The 15,943-nt window shown below is 72.7% G+C and carries 13 protein-coding genes; 8 read left to right on the top strand and 5 right to left on the bottom strand.

Annotated elements, in window-relative coordinates:
- The first annotated feature begins 23 nt into the window (after window positions 1–23).
- A complete protein-coding gene (locus ACFYTT_RS27160) occupies window positions 24–728 on the top strand; it encodes a YoaK family protein (RefSeq protein WP_387263349.1) in 705 nt (234 codons plus the stop codon).
- A gap of 98 nt (window positions 729–826) precedes the next feature.
- Window positions 827–1,147, top strand: coding sequence for an amphi-Trp domain-containing protein (locus ACFYTT_RS27155; RefSeq protein WP_131054700.1), 321 nt, complete (start codon window positions 827–829; stop codon window positions 1,145–1,147).
- A 112-nt stretch (window positions 1,148–1,259) separates the two neighbouring features.
- Here ACFYTT_RS27155 and ACFYTT_RS27150 read toward each other — a convergent pair whose 3' ends face one another.
- A complete protein-coding gene (locus ACFYTT_RS27150) occupies window positions 1,260–1,658 on the bottom strand; it encodes a hypothetical protein (protein ID WP_131054701.1) in 399 nt (132 codons plus the stop codon).
- Window positions 1,659–1,746: 88 nt separating this feature from the next.
- On the opposite strand from ACFYTT_RS27150, the gene ACFYTT_RS27145 reads away from it, so the two are divergent.
- Window positions 1,747–2,367 (top strand): L-threonylcarbamoyladenylate synthase, encoded by a 621-nt coding sequence (locus tag ACFYTT_RS27145; RefSeq protein WP_131054702.1) that lies wholly within the window; start codon window positions 1,747–1,749, stop codon window positions 2,365–2,367.
- Between the two features lie 18 nt (window positions 2,368–2,385).
- Here the strand turns inward: ACFYTT_RS27145 and ACFYTT_RS27140 are convergent, their stop codons facing one another.
- Window positions 2,386–4,533, bottom strand: a complete 2,148-nt coding sequence (locus tag ACFYTT_RS27140) for a glycogen debranching N-terminal domain-containing protein (RefSeq protein WP_387263344.1) — start codon at window positions 4,531–4,533, stop codon at window positions 2,386–2,388.
- Window positions 4,534–4,692: 159 nt separating this feature from the next.
- Window positions 4,693–7,515, bottom strand: a complete 2,823-nt coding sequence (locus ACFYTT_RS27135) for a M36 family metallopeptidase (protein WP_387263342.1) — start codon at window positions 7,513–7,515, stop codon at window positions 4,693–4,695.
- Window positions 7,516–7,811: 296 nt separating this feature from the next.
- Between ACFYTT_RS27135 and ACFYTT_RS27130 the strand changes: the two genes are divergently transcribed.
- The 5 genes from ACFYTT_RS27130 to ACFYTT_RS27110 all read left to right on the top strand — a co-directional run bounded on the left by ACFYTT_RS27130 (window position 7,812) and on the right by ACFYTT_RS27110 (window position 13,145).
- Entirely contained in the window at window positions 7,812–8,342 is a 531-nt protein-coding gene (locus tag ACFYTT_RS27130; protein WP_131054704.1) for a PadR family transcriptional regulator, read from the top strand.
- Window positions 8,339–9,031, top strand: a complete 693-nt coding sequence (locus ACFYTT_RS27125) for an ABC transporter ATP-binding protein (RefSeq protein WP_176094487.1) — start codon at window positions 8,339–8,341, stop codon at window positions 9,029–9,031. The genes ACFYTT_RS27130 and ACFYTT_RS27125 overlap by 4 nt, the downstream gene beginning before the upstream one ends.
- Complete coding sequence (locus tag ACFYTT_RS27120; protein WP_387263338.1) at window positions 9,028–11,319, top strand: FtsX-like permease family protein; 2,292 nt, start codon at window positions 9,028–9,030, stop codon at window positions 11,317–11,319. Before ACFYTT_RS27125 ends, ACFYTT_RS27120 begins: the two co-directional genes overlap by 4 nt.
- 193 nt (window positions 11,320–11,512) lie before the next feature.
- Window positions 11,513–12,190, top strand: a complete 678-nt coding sequence (locus ACFYTT_RS27115; RefSeq protein ID WP_387263335.1) for a hypothetical protein — start codon at window positions 11,513–11,515, stop codon at window positions 12,188–12,190.
- A gap of 76 nt (window positions 12,191–12,266) precedes the next feature.
- Window positions 12,267–13,145 carry a metallophosphoesterase family protein gene (locus tag ACFYTT_RS27110; protein ID WP_387263333.1) on the top strand — a complete coding sequence of 293 codons (879 nt, stop codon included), beginning with the start codon at window positions 12,267–12,269 and terminating at the stop codon, window positions 13,143–13,145.
- A gap of 3 nt (window positions 13,146–13,148) precedes the next feature.
- Here ACFYTT_RS27110 and ACFYTT_RS27105 read toward each other — a convergent pair whose 3' ends face one another.
- Window positions 13,149–13,565, bottom strand: a complete 417-nt coding sequence (locus tag ACFYTT_RS27105) for a cold-shock protein (protein ID WP_131055080.1) — start codon at window positions 13,563–13,565, stop codon at window positions 13,149–13,151.
- A gap of 169 nt (window positions 13,566–13,734) precedes the next feature.
- Window positions 13,735–15,768 (bottom strand): NAD(+) synthase, encoded by a 2,034-nt coding sequence (locus ACFYTT_RS27100; protein ID WP_176094483.1) that lies wholly within the window; start codon window positions 15,766–15,768, stop codon window positions 13,735–13,737.
- Window positions 15,769–15,943 lie beyond the last annotated feature (175 nt).

The following is a 15,943-nucleotide window of genomic DNA, read 5'->3' as shown; positions in this document are numbered from 1 at the left end:
GCGGCGAGCTGCGGAAGAGGCCCATGACCAAGACGTACGACGTACCCCTGCTGGTGCTGACCGTGGCGACCGGGGCGATCGACGGCGTCAGCTACCTCGCCCTGGACCGGGTCTTCACCGGCAACATGACCGGCAACGTGCTCTTCATCGGTTTCGGCCTGGCCGGGGTTCCCGGGCTGCCGGTGCTCAACAACCTGGTGGCGTTGCTGGCCTTCATGCTCGGCGCGGTGCTCGCCGCCCGGCTGACCCGGGGCGCGACGGGCCCGGCGAAGCTGCCCCGCTCCGGCCTGGTCGTGCTGGTCGCCGGTAGCGCGTCGACGCTGGCGTCGGCCGGGCTCTGGCTCGGCACCGGGTCGCCGGAGGGGATCGTGATGCTGGTCGTCACCGGGTTGTTGGCGCTGGTGCTCGGCGCCCAGGCCGCGGCGGTCCGCCACATCGGCATCCGGGACCTCTCCACGGTGGTGGTGACGATGACCATGGTGAACCTCTCGGCGGACAGCCGGGCTGCCGGAGGCGCGGGCACGGCGTGGGCCCGACGGCTCGCCGCGATCGTCTCGATGGGCCTCGGCGCCCTGGTCGCGGCGCTCCTGACACTGCGGGTCGACGGGTCCTGGGCCCTGCTGATGGCGGGGGTGGTGATGGCGGCCGGCACGGCGATGATCGCGGCGGTCCGCCGCCGGGAGATCATGGCCGCGACGCACGCGCGGGCGGGCGATCCGGCCACCTGACCGCCGCGCGACGGGCGGGCCGGTGACGCGACCTGCGGCCCCGCCGACCGGGTAACCCTGGGCGTGCTCGGTCGACACCGCAATGCCAGCATGACGGCATGGATATCTACGAGGACGAGCGGACCGTGTCGCGGGCGGATCTGGCCGCGTGGCTGCGTCAGGTGGCGAGCCAGGTGGAGGCCGGGCAGGTCTTCTACGGTGCCGCCGGCACCATCGCCGTCGCCGACCAGGTGCACTGCGAGCTGGAGATCGAGCAGGAGGGGAAGGACGAGTACTCGATCGAGATCGAGTTCTCCTGGAAGAACCCGGTGGTCGAGGCGGAGAAGCCGAAGGCCGACGCGGAGAAGACCGACGCCGAGAAGGCGGCGGCGACCGAGGCGGACGAGGAGCCGGAGACGGAGTCCTCGGCGACCGCCTGACGGCGCGCCGACCCCGTTCGGGGAGGGCCGCCGTGACCGGCGTGGGCGGCACGACCCGCTCGTCCGGTGGCGCGGCGCGCCCTCGCCGATGGCAGCGGTCGCCGCGTCGTGCTCACCGCAGCCGGCCGCGCCGACCGAACCAGTCGCGGGAGACCCGGGTGTTCAGCGCCCACAGCACCCAGAGCAGCAGGAGCCCGCCGACGCAGGTGATCGCGCCCCACAGGCCGAGCGAGGCGGCGGCCAACAGGCCGGTCAGCGCGTACGCCGGGTAGGGCGCCCACTGGCGGCGGGCGGCCAGGCTCACCGCCACCAGCGTGCACGCCACGGCCATCACGGCGAAGAAGACGGCGGCGCCGAGCGAACCGCCGTCGACCACCGCGCGGTGCGCGGTCGCCAGCGCGAACAGCAGCGCCAGTACGCCGAAGACGAGCACGGTGAGCCGGACGGGTGTGGGCGTCGCGGGGTGTCGGAACGTGTCGCGGTAGCCGCCGTCGTGGACTCGTCCGACCATACCGACAACGATGGGTGTCGACACGCGACCGCAGGCCGCCACTGTCACCAATGCGACACTTTCCCGGCCTCGCTCTAAGCTTCCGGCCATGGCCAGGTACTTCGACGTGCATCCGGACAACCCGCAGCCGCGCATCATCGGTCAGGTGATCGACATCGTCCGGCGCGACGGCCTGATCGCCTACCCGACCGACTCGTGCTTCGCGCTCGGCAGCCGGCTCGGCAACAAGGCGGGCATGGACCGGATCCGGGAGATCCGCCAGCTCGACAGCGGGCACCACTTCACCCTGGTCTGCCGCGACTTCGCCCAGCTCGGCCAGTTCGTGCAGCTCGACAACGCGGTGTTCCGGGCGGTGAAGGCCGCCACCCCGGGCGGTTACACCTTCATCCTGCCGGCCACCCGCGAGGTCCCGCGCCGGCTGCTGCACCCGCGCAAGAAGACCGTGGGCGTCCGCATCCCCGCGCATCCGGTCACCCGCGCGCTGCTCGACGAGTGGGGCGAGCCGTTGCTGTCGAGCACCCTGCTGCTGCCCGGCGACGAGGAGCCGATGACCCAGGGCTGGGAGATCAAGGAACGCCTCGACCACGCCGTGGACGCGGTGGTCGACGCGGGGGAGTGCGGCACCGAGCCGACCACGGTGATCGACTTCTCGGACGGTGAGCCGGAGGTCGTCCGGGTCGGCGCCGGTGACCCGGCCCGCTTCTCCTGACCACCCACCGCACCCCGGTCAGGGGCGGTGTCGCCGAACGGCCGACGCCTGACGGGTGGGGCGGCGCAACACCGCGATCCGGTCGCCCCGGGTCCGCACCGACGTGCGCCCACCACGTCGGCGCCGCACCGTCAGGTCGAAGGTGTGCCCACCGACCCGTACCCCCTCCAGCGTGAGGTCCGGCAGCCACGGCGGCAGGTGCGGGTCGAGGAGGACCGCCCGCAGCGGCGCGGCCGGGCGCAACGCCAGCAGCGCCTGCACCAACGCGACGACCGAGCTGGCCGACCACGCCTGCGGGGAGCACGAGTTCGGGTAGACCCCGGGATGCGGAAAGGTGTCGCGGGGCAGGCCGCTGAGCACCTCGGGGAGGCGGTGCTCGGCGAAGAGGGCCGACGCCGCGAACGTCCCCTCGGCCAGCCGGTGCAGGTGGTCCCAACAGCCGTACCGGGCGAGCCCGAGGCCGATGGTGCCCGCCTCGACCGGCCAGACACTGCCCCGGTGGTAGCTGAACGGGTTGTACGCCGGGTGCGTGGCGGAGAGAGTGCGGATGCCCCACCCGCTGAACATGTCCGGCGCGAGCAGCCGGTCGGCGACCACGGGCGCGATCCGGGCCGGCACGATGCCGGAGGCGAGCAGGTGCCCGTCGTTGGAGTTGACCGAGCGCACCGGCCGCCCGTCCGGGCCGAGGGCCATCGCGTAGCAACCCCGGTCCGGCATCCAGAAGGCGTGGTGGAACCGGCGACGCAGGGCCCGCGCCCGCCGCACCAGGGCCGCGCCCGTCGCGGGATGAGCGGTCACCGTGAAGATCACGGCCGCGTGCCGCAGGGCGGCGTACCAGTACGCCTGCAACTCGCTGCTCGCGATCGGGTTCGGCACCGGCCGACCGTGTTCGTCGACCACCGCGTCGTCGGAGTCCTTCCAGCCCTGGTTCTTCACGCCGACCCGGGAGCGGCAGTGGTACTCCAGGAACCCGTCGTGGTCCTGGTCGCCGAACCGGTCGAGCCAGTCCAACGCGCGCCGGGCCGCCGGCAGCAGCGCGCGGACCGTGTCGAGGTCCGCCGTCCAGGCGTAGTACTGGCCGAGGAACATGAGGAGGTCCGGCGCGGTGGACCAGTCACCGTGGTAGTGCGACAGCGGGTCGAGACCGAGCGCGGACACCGGCCCCTGGCGCGCCTCGTGCAGCGGCTTGCCGGGCTCCTCGTCGCGCCAGTCGTCGATGCGCCGTCCGAGGTGGGCGGCGTTGAGTCGCAGACTGTCGGCGAGCATCGTCGGGCCGGCGAGCATCGCCTGCCACGAGGCGGTCATCGTGTCCCGGCCGAAGATCTCCTGATAGATCGGCAGGCCGGCGATGGGTGCGGTCGGGCCGGACGGCTCGCCGAGGGGTAACCCGGCCAGGTCCTCCGTCGCGCATCGCCAGGCCGCCGTCACGTCGAAGTTGGTGCTGGTCAACTGGGTGAACTCGCGTTCCAGCCGGGTGCGTGCCGCACCGGCGAGGTCACCGGAGTCGGTGAAGCTCGGCGGTGGCGCGACGAGCCGTTCGCCGTCGAAGACGGGCTCGACGAGGATCTCCACCTGCCGACGTTCGCGGGTCGGCAGCGCCAGGTCGACCTCGAAGCCGTCGTCGGCGTACCGGAGCGGCTGGTCCGTCCGGGCCCGGATCGCCACCGCCCGGTCCAGGCCGTCGCAGCGGTAGATCAGACGGAGCTCCCGCTGCGCCGGGTCCCACCGGCGCTCGACCGTGCCGGACTGCACCCGCCGGCCCCGTTCGGCCTCGCCGGTGTCCGCGAAGTCGGCGTCCAGCTCGATGCGCAGTCGCAGGTCCAGCGGTGTGTCGGCGTAGCTGAGCACGGTCAGCCGGGTCCGCAGCCCCGCCCCCACGAACCGGGCCACGGTCAGGTACGCCGCCCGCGAGGGCAGTTCGTCACCGGCGCCCAGCTCGGCGTAGGACAGTTGGGCGTACCCCTGGACGGTGGCCGTGCTGAACGGCACCGGCTCCCGTCCGTCGACGGTGATGCGCTCGGTGTGCAGCACCCGGGTGTTGCGGGCGAAGAATCCCTGCGGCCCGGTGCCGGTGATCCGGCCCCGGACGTCGGTGACCAGCGTGCTCCAGCCGCTGGCCAGATAGAGCAGGTCGGGGCGGACGCGCAGATTGCGGACCCGGCTCATCCGTTCCCCCTGGCCTGCGGTGGACCTGGCGTGGCGACGGTGCGACACGCGGCGGCGTCGGTCGGCGGTTCCTACCCCCTCGCCGCCCGGGTACACCTGTAGGCATGGCGCGGGGGAGGGTTCCGTGGCTCGGAACCCTCCCCGCAGGTGCGGGTCGGATCAGCCGGTGAATCGGAAGTAGGTGCGGTACTGGAAGCCGTTGTCCAGGGTCAGGACGAACTCACGGCAGGTGCCGGCCCAGGCGGGGTCGGTCTTCCAGACGTAGTTGTACTGGCCTCTGGCATTGGCGGACATGCGGGAGTTGCCGGGATTGACGGCGGCCACCGGGAGCGGTCGCGGCGTGACCGAACCGTCCGGGTTGACCGTCTGCAGCGTGTCGCAGTCGACCAGGCGGGAGTACGGCGAGTTGCTGGCCAGGATGTCCAGCCCCCGGTTTGCGGCGAGTTGGAACTTCATCGGTGCCGCGTCCCCGGCGGGCAGCGTGTTCAGGCCGGGCGCTGCGGTGCGGCCGACGAAGTCGCCCCGGCAGGACGGGTGCGTGTCGAACGCCTCCGTGTTGTCGTCGCGGTTGGTGGTGCCCTGCACCGCGCTGTAGCCGAGACCCCGGCGGGCGAACGAGGCCCAGAGGGTGCAGGCGTTGTCGCCGCCGGTCAACGCCGCGTCGGCGGCGATGATGGCGTTGCGGCCGACCACGAAGCCCGGCCCGCAGCCCTGCATCTTCAACCCGTCCATCACGAGCTGCATGGCGAGGTTGTTGCCGCCGGTGTTCCAGTCGCCGTAGACGTTCGGGTTCAGACCGTGCCGGTCGATGAGGTCCCAGGTGACGTCCCAGAGGACGGCGGCCCAGCCGTGCCCGATGCCGTGCGGCGCGGCCAGCGAGGTGCCGTTCAGCCAGCCGCCCGTCTTGATGCTGTCGTAGGTGAACGGCTGGGTCTCCATGTTGCGCGAGTACGGCCGGGGGCGCAGCCCGTTGCCGGTGCGGTCGGACTGATAGAGCACGTACGGCACCAGGCCCCGCGAGCCGTCGGCGGTGTCGAGGGCCGGGTCCAGCAACGTGGTGATCGCGAAGAAGTCGCTCCAGCCCTCGCCCATCTGCTCGTTGCCGGTCAGGCAGTTGATTCCCGGGCCGCCGGTCAGCCGCAGCGAGATGCCGTGGCCGTACTCGTGGATGATGATGCCGGCGTCGAGGTCGCCGTCGCGCATGCCCGGGTGGCTGGGGTGCTTGCGGACCGAGCCGGTGACCGTGCCCTCGGCGATCGCGGCCTTGAGCGTGGTGCCGTCGGCCTGGGTGACCGCCACCGCCGGGATGGCGACCGGCGCGGTCGTCATGGCGCCGGTGAGCACCGGCGCGGGGCCGGCCGCGTTGTGCGCGACCACCACCGCGTCGGCGCCGAGTGACTCGGCGATCTGGGTGCGCAGCAGGTAGGTGCAGGCGGTGGTGCCGCCGTCGACCACCGCGACCCAGCCGTCGTCGGGCAGCGTGGCCGGGTACGACGAGGCGGCGCAGCCGGTGCCGCCGTGCACGAACGGGCGGGCGGACAGGCCGGTGCTGGTCGGTGCCGGGCTGTAGCGCGACCAGGTGGCGTCGAACGACCCGACCCCGTCGACGACGACCTGGTTCTGCGCGCCGAACTGGTTGCCCGGCCACAGGTACATCTGCATCCGGGGCGTGCCCACACCGTCCACCGCGGGGGTGGAGAAGTTGGCGTTGTTCGTGCCGCCGCCGTCGGCCGCCTCGGCGCGGACGTAGTCGCCGCCGACCCCGCCGCGACCGTAGTTGTTGGCCTGGAAGTTCCCGGACGCCTCGTCGAAGCCGTAGCGGTACGAGACGTCGTGGATGATGTTGTTCCAGTAGAACAGGTTGGCGGTGGCCGCGTCCCGGTAGCTCTGCGGGTTCTCGCCCAGGTCGAGCGGGAAGTTGAAGGTCAGGTTCGGCCCGCCGTCCGGGCTGCTGCCGAAGTCCGGCGCGTTGTTGTTGTCCTGGTCCTGGTACGCGTGGACGTTGTTGCCCTGGGTGGTGGTGAACTCCGGACCGGGCACACCGTCGGTGTCGTGCCAGCCGTGCGGCGAGGCCAGCGCGTCCGCCGGGTCGGTCACCACGGCGCGGGGGCCGTCGTTCGGGCTCTCCGTCGGGTAGCCGTAGACGTGGTAGCTCGACCCGTCCCGCACCGGGTCGGGCGTGCCGAGCGGCCCGCTGCGCCGGACCGGCATCGTCCGGCCGGAGACCGGGTGCAGGGTCTCGGCGAGGTCGTCGGTGTGTTCGTGGGTGGTCCAGTCGTCGGCGTCGAGCAGGTCGCCGCTCTCCGCGTCGACGGTGGCGTTCCAGAGGTGGGCGTCGGTGGCGTCGTCGATGACGAGTTGCCAGGCGAGGCGGAGCCCGGCGTCGGTGGGTTGCCAGCCGAGCTTGGCCGGGATGGGCTCGGCGGAGACGCCGCTGCCGCTGACGACGGTGCCCTGCGCCGGGCCGCCGGTGCGGCTCATCACCCGGGTGTTGGTGGGCGTGGGCAGGTCCAGGGCCTCGGCGGCGGCCTCGACGGCGTCCACGGCGTCCAGGTCGGGGGTGGTGGCCCCGGCGGTCAGGCCGGCCACGAGGGTGTCGCCGACGAAGACGACGCTGCCGTCGCGGGCGACGTTGACCGTCGCGGTGGCCCCGAAGATCTCCAGCTTCTCGTGGCGCTGGGCGAGGTTGACGTGGGTGACGCCGGTGTGCCGGCTGGTGTAGCTGGACACCACGGCGAGGTCACCGAGGTCGGCGGCGGTCACCCCGTGCCGGGTCGGGTCGGCGCGCAGGTAGGCGGCGGCGATGTCCTCCGGGGCGCCCTGGTTCGGGCCGGTCAGGAAGATCTCGTGGGACCTGAGGGGTTCCTCCGGGGCCGCCGCGGCGGGCTTCGCGGCGACCGAGGTCAACGAGGCGACGAGGGCGGTGGACAGCAGCAACGCGCCGCTGCGGCGAGCGCGTGACGAGCGGGGTTGTCGGGGCACTTCTGCTCCTTCGGGGGTGGAAAGGACAGCACGGAGCGCCGATCCACGACCGGGCGGTCCGTCACGGCGGCCGTGACGCTCGCGTGCGGTCACGGTGCGTGACCGTGCCCGTGCGAGGTGGATCGCGTCGACGCTACGGCGCAGCTCACGGCCGGTCATCCGACAAATGTTCAAATATTTCGATCTATTGCTCCTACGTCTGTCGTGCGACCGTTCCGAGCTGCGGCAATGCGTCGTCGGTCCGTACGTCGCGCGCGTAGACACTGTGTGTATAGCCCGCGTGTATAGTGGCACTCATGTCTGTCGGTTACGCCCTACTGGGTCTGCTGGAGCAGGGCCCGCGACACGGTTACGACCTCAAGCGTTCCTACGACGACCAGTTCGGTCGCGGGCGGTCGCTGCACTACGGCCAGGTCTACGCCACGCTCGCCCGGTTGCTCAAGAACGGTCTCGTCGAGGTCCAGTCCGAGCCCGGCGAGGGCCCGGACCGCAAGCGGTACGCGATCACCGAGGCCGGCGTCACCGACGTCGAGCAGTGGCTGGCCCGACCGGAGCAGCCCGAGGTCTATCTCCAGAGCAAGCTCTACACCAAGGTCGTCCTGGCGCTGCTGACCGACCGTGACGCGGTCGACCTGCTCGACGTGCAGCGCGCCGCCCACCTGGCGCAGATGCGGGAGCTGACCCAGCGCAAGCTCGCCGGTGACCTGGCCGACCAGCTCGTCTGCGACCACGCCCTGTTCCACCTGGAAGCCGACCTGCGCTGGTTGGAGCTGACCGCCGCCCGGCTGGACCAGCTCCGCGCGCAGGTGCGAGAGGAGATGCGATGAACCCCGCAACGGACGCCCCGCTGCTGGAGGCGGAGGAGCTGGTCAAGACGTTCGGCGCCACCACGGCGCTGGACGGCGCGTCGCTGCGGGTGTACGCCGGTGAGGTGCTCGCCCTGATGGGCCCGTCCGGCTCCGGCAAGTCCACCCTGCTGCACTGCCTGGCCGGGATCGTCATGCCGGACTCCGGTCGGGTCCGCTACGCCGGCCAGGATCTGGTCGCCCTGTCCGACCAGCGGCGCAGCGCGCTGCGCCGGACCGAGTTCGGCTTCGTGTTCCAGTTCGGGCAACTCGTGCCGGAGCTGACCTGCCAGGAGAACGTGGCCCTGCCGTTGCGGCTGTCCGGCGTCCGTCGGCGGGAGGCGGCGCGCCGCGCTGCCGAGGCGTTGGCCCGGCTGGAGGTCGGCGACGTGGCGGACAAGCGACCCGGCGAGGTCTCCGGCGGTCAGGGCCAGCGGGTGGCGGTGGCCCGCGCGCTGATCACCGGTCCTCGGGTGATCTTCGCCGACGAGCCGACCGGTGCGCTCGACTCGCTCAACGGCGAGCGCGTGATGCGCCTCTTCGTCGAGGCGGCCCGGCAGACCGGCGCCGCGGTCGTGCTGGTCACGCACGAGGCGCGGGTGGCCGCGTACTCCGATCGGGAGGTCGTGGTGCGCGACGGCACGGTCCGCACTCCGGCGCAGGTCCGATGAGCGCGGGGACGCGACGTGGCGGGTTGGCCTGGCTGGAGGACCTGGCGCTGGGCGTACGGCTCAGCGTGGCGGGCGGCCGGTCCGGCTGGACCCGACTGGCCCTGATCTCGGTCGGTGTGGGCCTCGGGGTGGTGCTGCTGCTGACCGCCGCCGCCCTGCCCACACTGGTCGCCGCGCGCGGCGACCGGGAGGCGGCCCGCCTGCCGGGCCCGGCGGTGTCCGCACCCGGGCCGGAGACCCTGCTGACCGTGGATGTGGAGTCGCGCTACCGGGGCACCGACGTCAACGGCTGGCTGGTGCGGCCCGAGGGGGAGCGGTCGCCGCTGCCCCCCGGTGTCGACCGCCGGTTGGCGCCGGGGGAGATGGTCGTCTCGCCGGCCCTGGCCGCAGTGCTCGACTCGCCCGACGGCGCGCTGCTGCGGGAGCGGTGGGGCGGCCGGGTGGTCGGCACCATCGGCCCCGACGGGCTGGCCGGCCCGGGTGAACGACTCTTCTACCTGAACTCGGAGCAGGTGGACGAGGAGTCCCTCGGTGCCCGGCGGATCGCCGCGTACGGCGGTGACGGCCCGCAGGAGTCCGGAGGAGTGACTCCGGTGCTGCTGGTGTTGGGCGTGCTGGGCCTGGTGGTCCTGCTGCTGCCGGTGATGATCTTCGTGACCACGGCGGTGCGGTTCGGCAGTGAGGCCCGCGACCGCCAGCTCGCCGCGATCCGGCTGGTCGGTGCGGACAGCGCGATGACCCGGCGGGTGGCGGCGGGGGAGAGCCTGGTCGGCGCGGTGCTCGGGTTGGCCCTCGGGGCGCTCGCGTTCCTCGGCGTCCGTGGGGTGGCCGGCGACCTGCTGCCGCCCGGGTTCAGCTTCTTCGCCGCCGACATGCGTCCGGTGCCCGGGTTGGCGCTGCTGGTCGTGATGCTGGTGCCGACCGTCGCGGTCCTGGTCACCCTCTCCGCGCTGCGGCGGGTGGTGATCGAGCCGCTCGGCGTGGTCCGGCGCGGCAGCGCGCGGCATCGTCGGTTCTGGTGGCGGCCACTGCCGTCACTGGTCGGACTCCTCCTGCTCTACCCGCTGGTCGGCGGTCTCCCCGAGCAGGCCGGCGGCCTGCTGGTGGAGCTGCAACTCGCCGCCGGGGCGACGCTGCTGCTGGTCGGGGTCGTCCTGCTGCTGCCGTGGCTGGTGCAGGCGACGGTGCGGCGGCTGGGTGGCGGCGGCGTCGCGTGGCAGCTCGCGGTCCGCCGGTTGCAACTGGACAGCGACACCGCGGTCCGCGCCGTCTCCGGTATCGCGGTGTCGGTGGCCGGCGTGATCGCCGTGCAGGGAGTGCTCGGCGCGGCGCAGACGCACAGTGCGAGCGACCTGAGTCCCGACGACGACTTCCAGGCCGTGGTCTTCGTCTATGAGCCGGGCGTGCCCGACGGTCCCGCGCGGACCTGGGCCGAGGCGCTGGCCGACACGGTCGGGGTGCGGGCCACCAGCGGGGTGGCGGACCTGGGCACCGCCCCGGACGCGGCACAGGTCCATCGGGTCTACATCGCCGACTGCGTGGCCCTGCGCCAGTACGCCGAGCTGCCCACCTGTGCCGACGGTGACAGCTTCGCCGGCCCTGGTGGCGCGTCGACGGCTGCGGGCACCACGCTCACCTTCGACGACGACGGCACACCGATCCGCTGGACGGTGCCGGCCGAGGTCCCCACGGTGCGGCAGTACTCCACGCTGGTCGTGGCGGACTTCCTGCTCACCCCGGGCGCGGTGGAGGTGCCGCCGGTCAACCCGAGCAGCGTGCTCGTCGCGTACGACCCGGCCGACCGGGACGCGGTGGAGCGGTTGCGCAACACCGTCGCGCGGGTGGACCCGACGGCGGTCGTGCAGACGTTCGAGGAACGCCGTACCTCCTCGGTGCTGGCCGGTTACCAGCAGGCGCTCCAGATCGGCGCGGTCGTCCTGCTGCTGGTCATCGGCGCGAGCATGCTGGTCAACATCCTCGAACAGCTGCGCGAGCGGCGGCGGCCGTTGGCGGTGCTCAGTGCGTTCGGCGCGCGCCGCCGCAGCCTCTCCGGGTCGGTGCTCTATCAGGTGGCGATCCCGGTCTCGTTGGGCATGCTGTTGGCGGTCGTGACCGGAAGCGCGGTGGCGGCCCTGCTCCAGTCGGTCGCCGGCATCGCCGTCGGCGTCAACTGGGGGGCGATCGCCGGGGTGTCCGGCACCGCCGCGGTGCTGGTGCTCGTGGTCACCGCCGCCAGCCTGCCACTGCTGTGGCGGTTGACCCGGGCCGAGGGGCTGCGCAGCGAGTAGCCGGACGTGACCCGGCAGATTCGCGGCGTGGCTCGGGGCACGCCGCGAATCTGCGGCGAGCGGCTCCTCGCCGCCGCTCGCAGGCTTTCGTGCCCGCCGAGTGAAAGTTCACGCCACTGTGCACGAAAGTATCGACGAGTCGTGATATGCGGGCTACGCTCCGAGCGAATCGTCGTCGATCCGAGGGGTGGCCATGTCCCGTCGCACCGGAAGGCCCTCCTACCTGCAGACCCCGCCGGCCCCGGCACATCGGACCTCCGGTCTGTCGATCCTCGGTGCCGTCACGGCAGTGCTGGTGGTGGCCCTGGTGGGCGGGCTGGTCGGGTACACCCTGGGACGGCCGGACGACACCGACTCGCGGATCGCCGAGATGCGCGCGGCGGAGGTCGAACGGGACGCGCGCCAGATCGTCGAACTGACCGACCTGGCACGCCGCACCGGCCAGCAGATGGCGCCGATCCTGGTGGCCGTGCGGGAGCACGGGGAGTCCGGGCGGGCTCCCGAGCCGACGCAACTGGACCAGTGGCGACAGACCATGGGCCAGCTCACCGAGGCGTACGCCGACCCACCGTCGGGCAGCACGGCCACCAACGTCGCCCGGGGCGGCCTGCGCAGCGCCGTGGCCCAGGCCACCGTCGCGGTCGACGCCGTCGCCCTGGCGGCCTCCGTGCCCGACGCCCTGCGCCGCGACCACCTGACGCTGGCCGCCCGGCAGGCCACCCTCGCCGCGACCACCTGGTCGGTGGCCGCGACACAACTCGACCAGATCAACATCGACGCCGGCAACGGCCACCAGCACGTGCACCTCGACACCGGTGAGGCCGACGGCGCCCTCACGCCCGACGGCGCCGCCGAGGGCACCGGCGGCTGACGGGCTGTTCGTCCACCGCCGGTACGACTACCGTTGCGGGGCGGCGACGGGCCGCAGACCGGGGGTGGACGAGGACATGGGTGCCGGCACGCTTCTCGCGGTCAGCGACCTGCACGTGGGCTACGCCGAGAACCGGCAGATCGCTGCGGAGCTGCGACCCCGCTCCGACCAGGACTGGCTTCTCGTCGCCGGGGACATCGGTGACGCGTACGCCGATGTGGAGTGGACCCTGCGGACCCTCACCGAACGCTTCCACACCGTGGTCTGGGCACCGGGCAACCACGAACTGTGGACCCCCCGGCACGACCCGGTGGACCTGCGCGGCGAGCAGCGGTACGACCACCTCGTCGAGTTGTGCCGCACGCTCGGCGTGCACACCCCGCAGGACGAGTACCCGGTCTGGCGGGGGCCCGGCGGGCCGGTGGTCGTCGCCCCGCTCTTCGTCGGCTACGACTACTCGTTCCGGGCACCCGGCACCACCACCAAGGAGGAGTCGCTGGCGCGGGCGTACGCCACCGGGATCGTCTGCACCGACGAGTTCATGCTGCACCCGGATCCGCACCCGAGCCGCGAGGCGTGGTGCTGGGAGCGGGTGGCGTACACCCGGCAGCGCCTGGACGCCTGCGACCCGAGCCTGCCGACCGTCCTGGTCAACCACTACCCGCTGGTCCGCGAGCCGACCGACGTGCTGCGCCACCCGGAGTTCGCCCAGTGGTGCGGGACGGAACTGACCGCCGACTGGCACGTCCGGTACCGGGCGGCGGCGGTGGTCTACGGTCACCTGCACATCCCCCGGACGACCTGGCACGACGAGGTGCCGTTCCAGGAGGTGTCGCTGGGTTATCCGCGCGAGTGGAAGCCCCGGGGCGGACGACCCGAGCTGCCGCGCACGGTGGTGTTCGGCGGCGCGTCGGCGACCCGTACGCCGGACGTCGGCAGCGGTCGGGCCGACTGAGGCTCAGCCCTCGGTCCACCCGTGCCGGGTGGCGATGCGGATCACCTGGTCCCGCAGCCGGACGATCTGACCCGCGGTGAGGTCCGGGGCGGCCTGGATGAACGCCTCGGTCACCTCGGCGCGCAGCGCCGCGGCGGAGAGCACGTCACAGGTGGCGTCCTCGTCGTACTCCTCGGTGTCGGCGGTCGCGACCGGGGCGGCGAGCGGACGGCGCTCCGACGCGACGACCCGGACGTCGTAGCCCTTGAGGCCCCGCTCGCCCTCCTTGATCTGGAACTCCACCCTGGTGCCCGGTGTGATGGCCTGCTTGCCCTCCATCAGGTCGTTGGCGTGGACGAAGACGTCCTCACCACCCTCTTCCGGGGCGATGAACCCGTACCCCTTCACCTCGTCGAACCGGACCACGCGCCCTACCGCCACAGCACTTCCCTCCACTGACCTGCCACCCGCCGCCGTACCGCCGCATCCCGACCCCGTGCCGGCCCACCGCCGCTTCATCGGCGGCGGTGAAGCGGAAGCCCTCGGTGAGTTCACCCTACGTCCGGTGGCCGGTCCGAACCATCGTCCGGGCCGCGTCCACACCGTCCACTCAGTCCGCGTCCCAGCGGGCGAGATCGCGCAGCCACGCCTGCGCCGAACCGTCCGACGGCGCCCGCCAGTCGCCGCGCGGGGAGAGCGAACCACCGGCGACGACCTTCGGGCCGTTCGGCATCGCCGAGCGCTTGAACTGGGCGAAGCCGAAGAACCGGCGGCAGAAGACCTCCAGCCAGCGGCGGATCTCCGGCAGGTCGTAGGCGACCCGCTTGTGCTCCGGGAAGTGGGGCGGCCACGTGCCCGCCGCCGAGTCGTGCCACGCGTGCCAGGCCAGGAAGGCGATCTTCGACGGTCGGAAGCCGTAGCGCAGCACGTGGAAGAGGGTGAAGTCCTGCAACGCGTACGGGCCGATGCTGCTCTCGGTGGACTGGAGTTCCGCGCCCGGCACCAGCTCCGGGCTGATCTCGGTGTCCAGCACCGCGCGCAGCGTCTCGCCCACCTCCTCGTCGAACTGGCCGCTGCCGATCACCCACCGGATCAGGTGCTGGATGAGGGTCTTCGGCAGGCCCGAGTTGACGTTGTAGTGGCTCATCTGGTCGCCGACGCCGTACGTGCACCAGCCCAGTGCCAACTCGGACAGGTCACCGGTGCCGAGCACGATGCCGCCGCGCTGGTTGGCGAGCCGGAACAGGTAGTCGGTGCGGAGCCCGGCCTGCACGTTCTCGAACGTCACGTCGTAGACCGGTTCGCCGGCACCGAACGGGTGACCGAGTTCCTGGAGCATCAGCCGCGCGGTGGCGGTGATGTCCAGCTCGGTCGCGGTGACCCCGAGCGAGCGCATCAGCTTGTGGGCGTTGTCGCGGGTGTGCGCGCTGGTCGCGAAGCCCGGCATGGTGAACCCGAGGATGTCGCTGCGCGGCCGGCCGGCCCGGTCCATCGCCCGTGCCGCGACGATCAGGGCGTGGGTCGAGTCCAGGCCGCCGGAGACCCCGATGACGACCTTCGGGTCGCCGGTCGCCGCCAGCCGCTGGTGCAGGCCGGCGACCTGGATGTGGTACGCCTCGTAGCAGTCCTGCGCCAGGCGCGCCGCATCCGACGGCACGAACGGGTACCGCTCGACCCGCCGCCGCAGCCCGAGGTCCCGCGTCGGCGGCTCCAGCCGGAACCGCACCTCGCGGAAGCCGCCGGTGCGTCCCGCGTGCGCCCGCCGGTTGTCGTCGAACGTGCCCATCCGGAGCCGCTCCTGCCGCAGCAGGTCCAGGTCGACGTCGGCCACCGCGTGCCGCTCGTCGGCCGGGAACCGGTCGGTCTCGGCGAGCAGGACCCCGTTCTCGTAGATCATCGTCTGGCCGTCCCAGGACAGGTCCGTGGTGGACTCGCCCAGACCGGCCGCCGCGTAGACGTACGCGGCCAGGCAGCGCGCCGACGCCGACCGGCACAGCAGCCGACGGTCCTCGGCCCGACCCACCGTGATCGGGCTACCGGAGAGGTTGACCAGGACGGTCGCGCCCGCCAATGCCGCCTCGGCGCTCGGCGGCACCGGCACCCACAGGTCCTCGCAGACCTCGGCGTAGAGCACCAGGCCGGGCACGTCCTCGGCGGTGAACAGCAGGTCCACCCCGAACGGCACCTCGGCGCCGCCGAGCCGGATCGTCCCGCCGCGCTCGTCGACCCCCGCGCCGATCTGCCGGGCCTCGTAGAACTCCCGGTAGTTCGGGATGTACGACTTCGGCGCCACGCCCAGCACCCGACCCCGGTGCACCAGCACCGCGCAGTTGTAGACCCGGCCCCGGTGCCGCAGCGGCGCACCGACGACGAGCACCGGCAGCAGCTCCGCCGACTCCGCCACCAGGTGTGCCAGCGCCGTCTCCACCTCGTCCAGCACCGCGTCCTGGAGCAGGAGATCCTCGATCGAGTAGCCGCACAGGCCCAGTTCCGGGAAGACCGCCACGGCCACCCCCTCGGCGGCGCACCGGCGGGCCTGCCGCAGGACGGCCTCGGCGTTGGCGGTGGGCTCGGCGATGCGCGTACGCCCGGTGCAGGCGGCGACACGGACGAACCCGTGCTGGTAGACGGAGCGGAAGTTCACCGCACCATCATCGCCGAACCCGTCCCGGCCCCGGCCGGGACCCGACGCTGCCGCTGACCGACGCTGCCGCTGACCGACGCTGCCGCTGTGACGCAGGCGACGCGTCGCATCCGGTCACCGACCGTTCGCCTGATTGTGTCCCCCGGGTCCGATCCCCATGATCGGACCGGCCGGA

It is taken from the genome of Micromonospora sp. NPDC003816, assembly GCF_042874705.1.
GTDB lineage: Bacteria > Actinomycetota > Actinomycetes > Mycobacteriales > Micromonosporaceae > Micromonospora.
The sequence above is the reverse complement of the archived record's forward strand: the minus strand, read 5'-3'. Positions and strand labels throughout refer to the sequence as shown.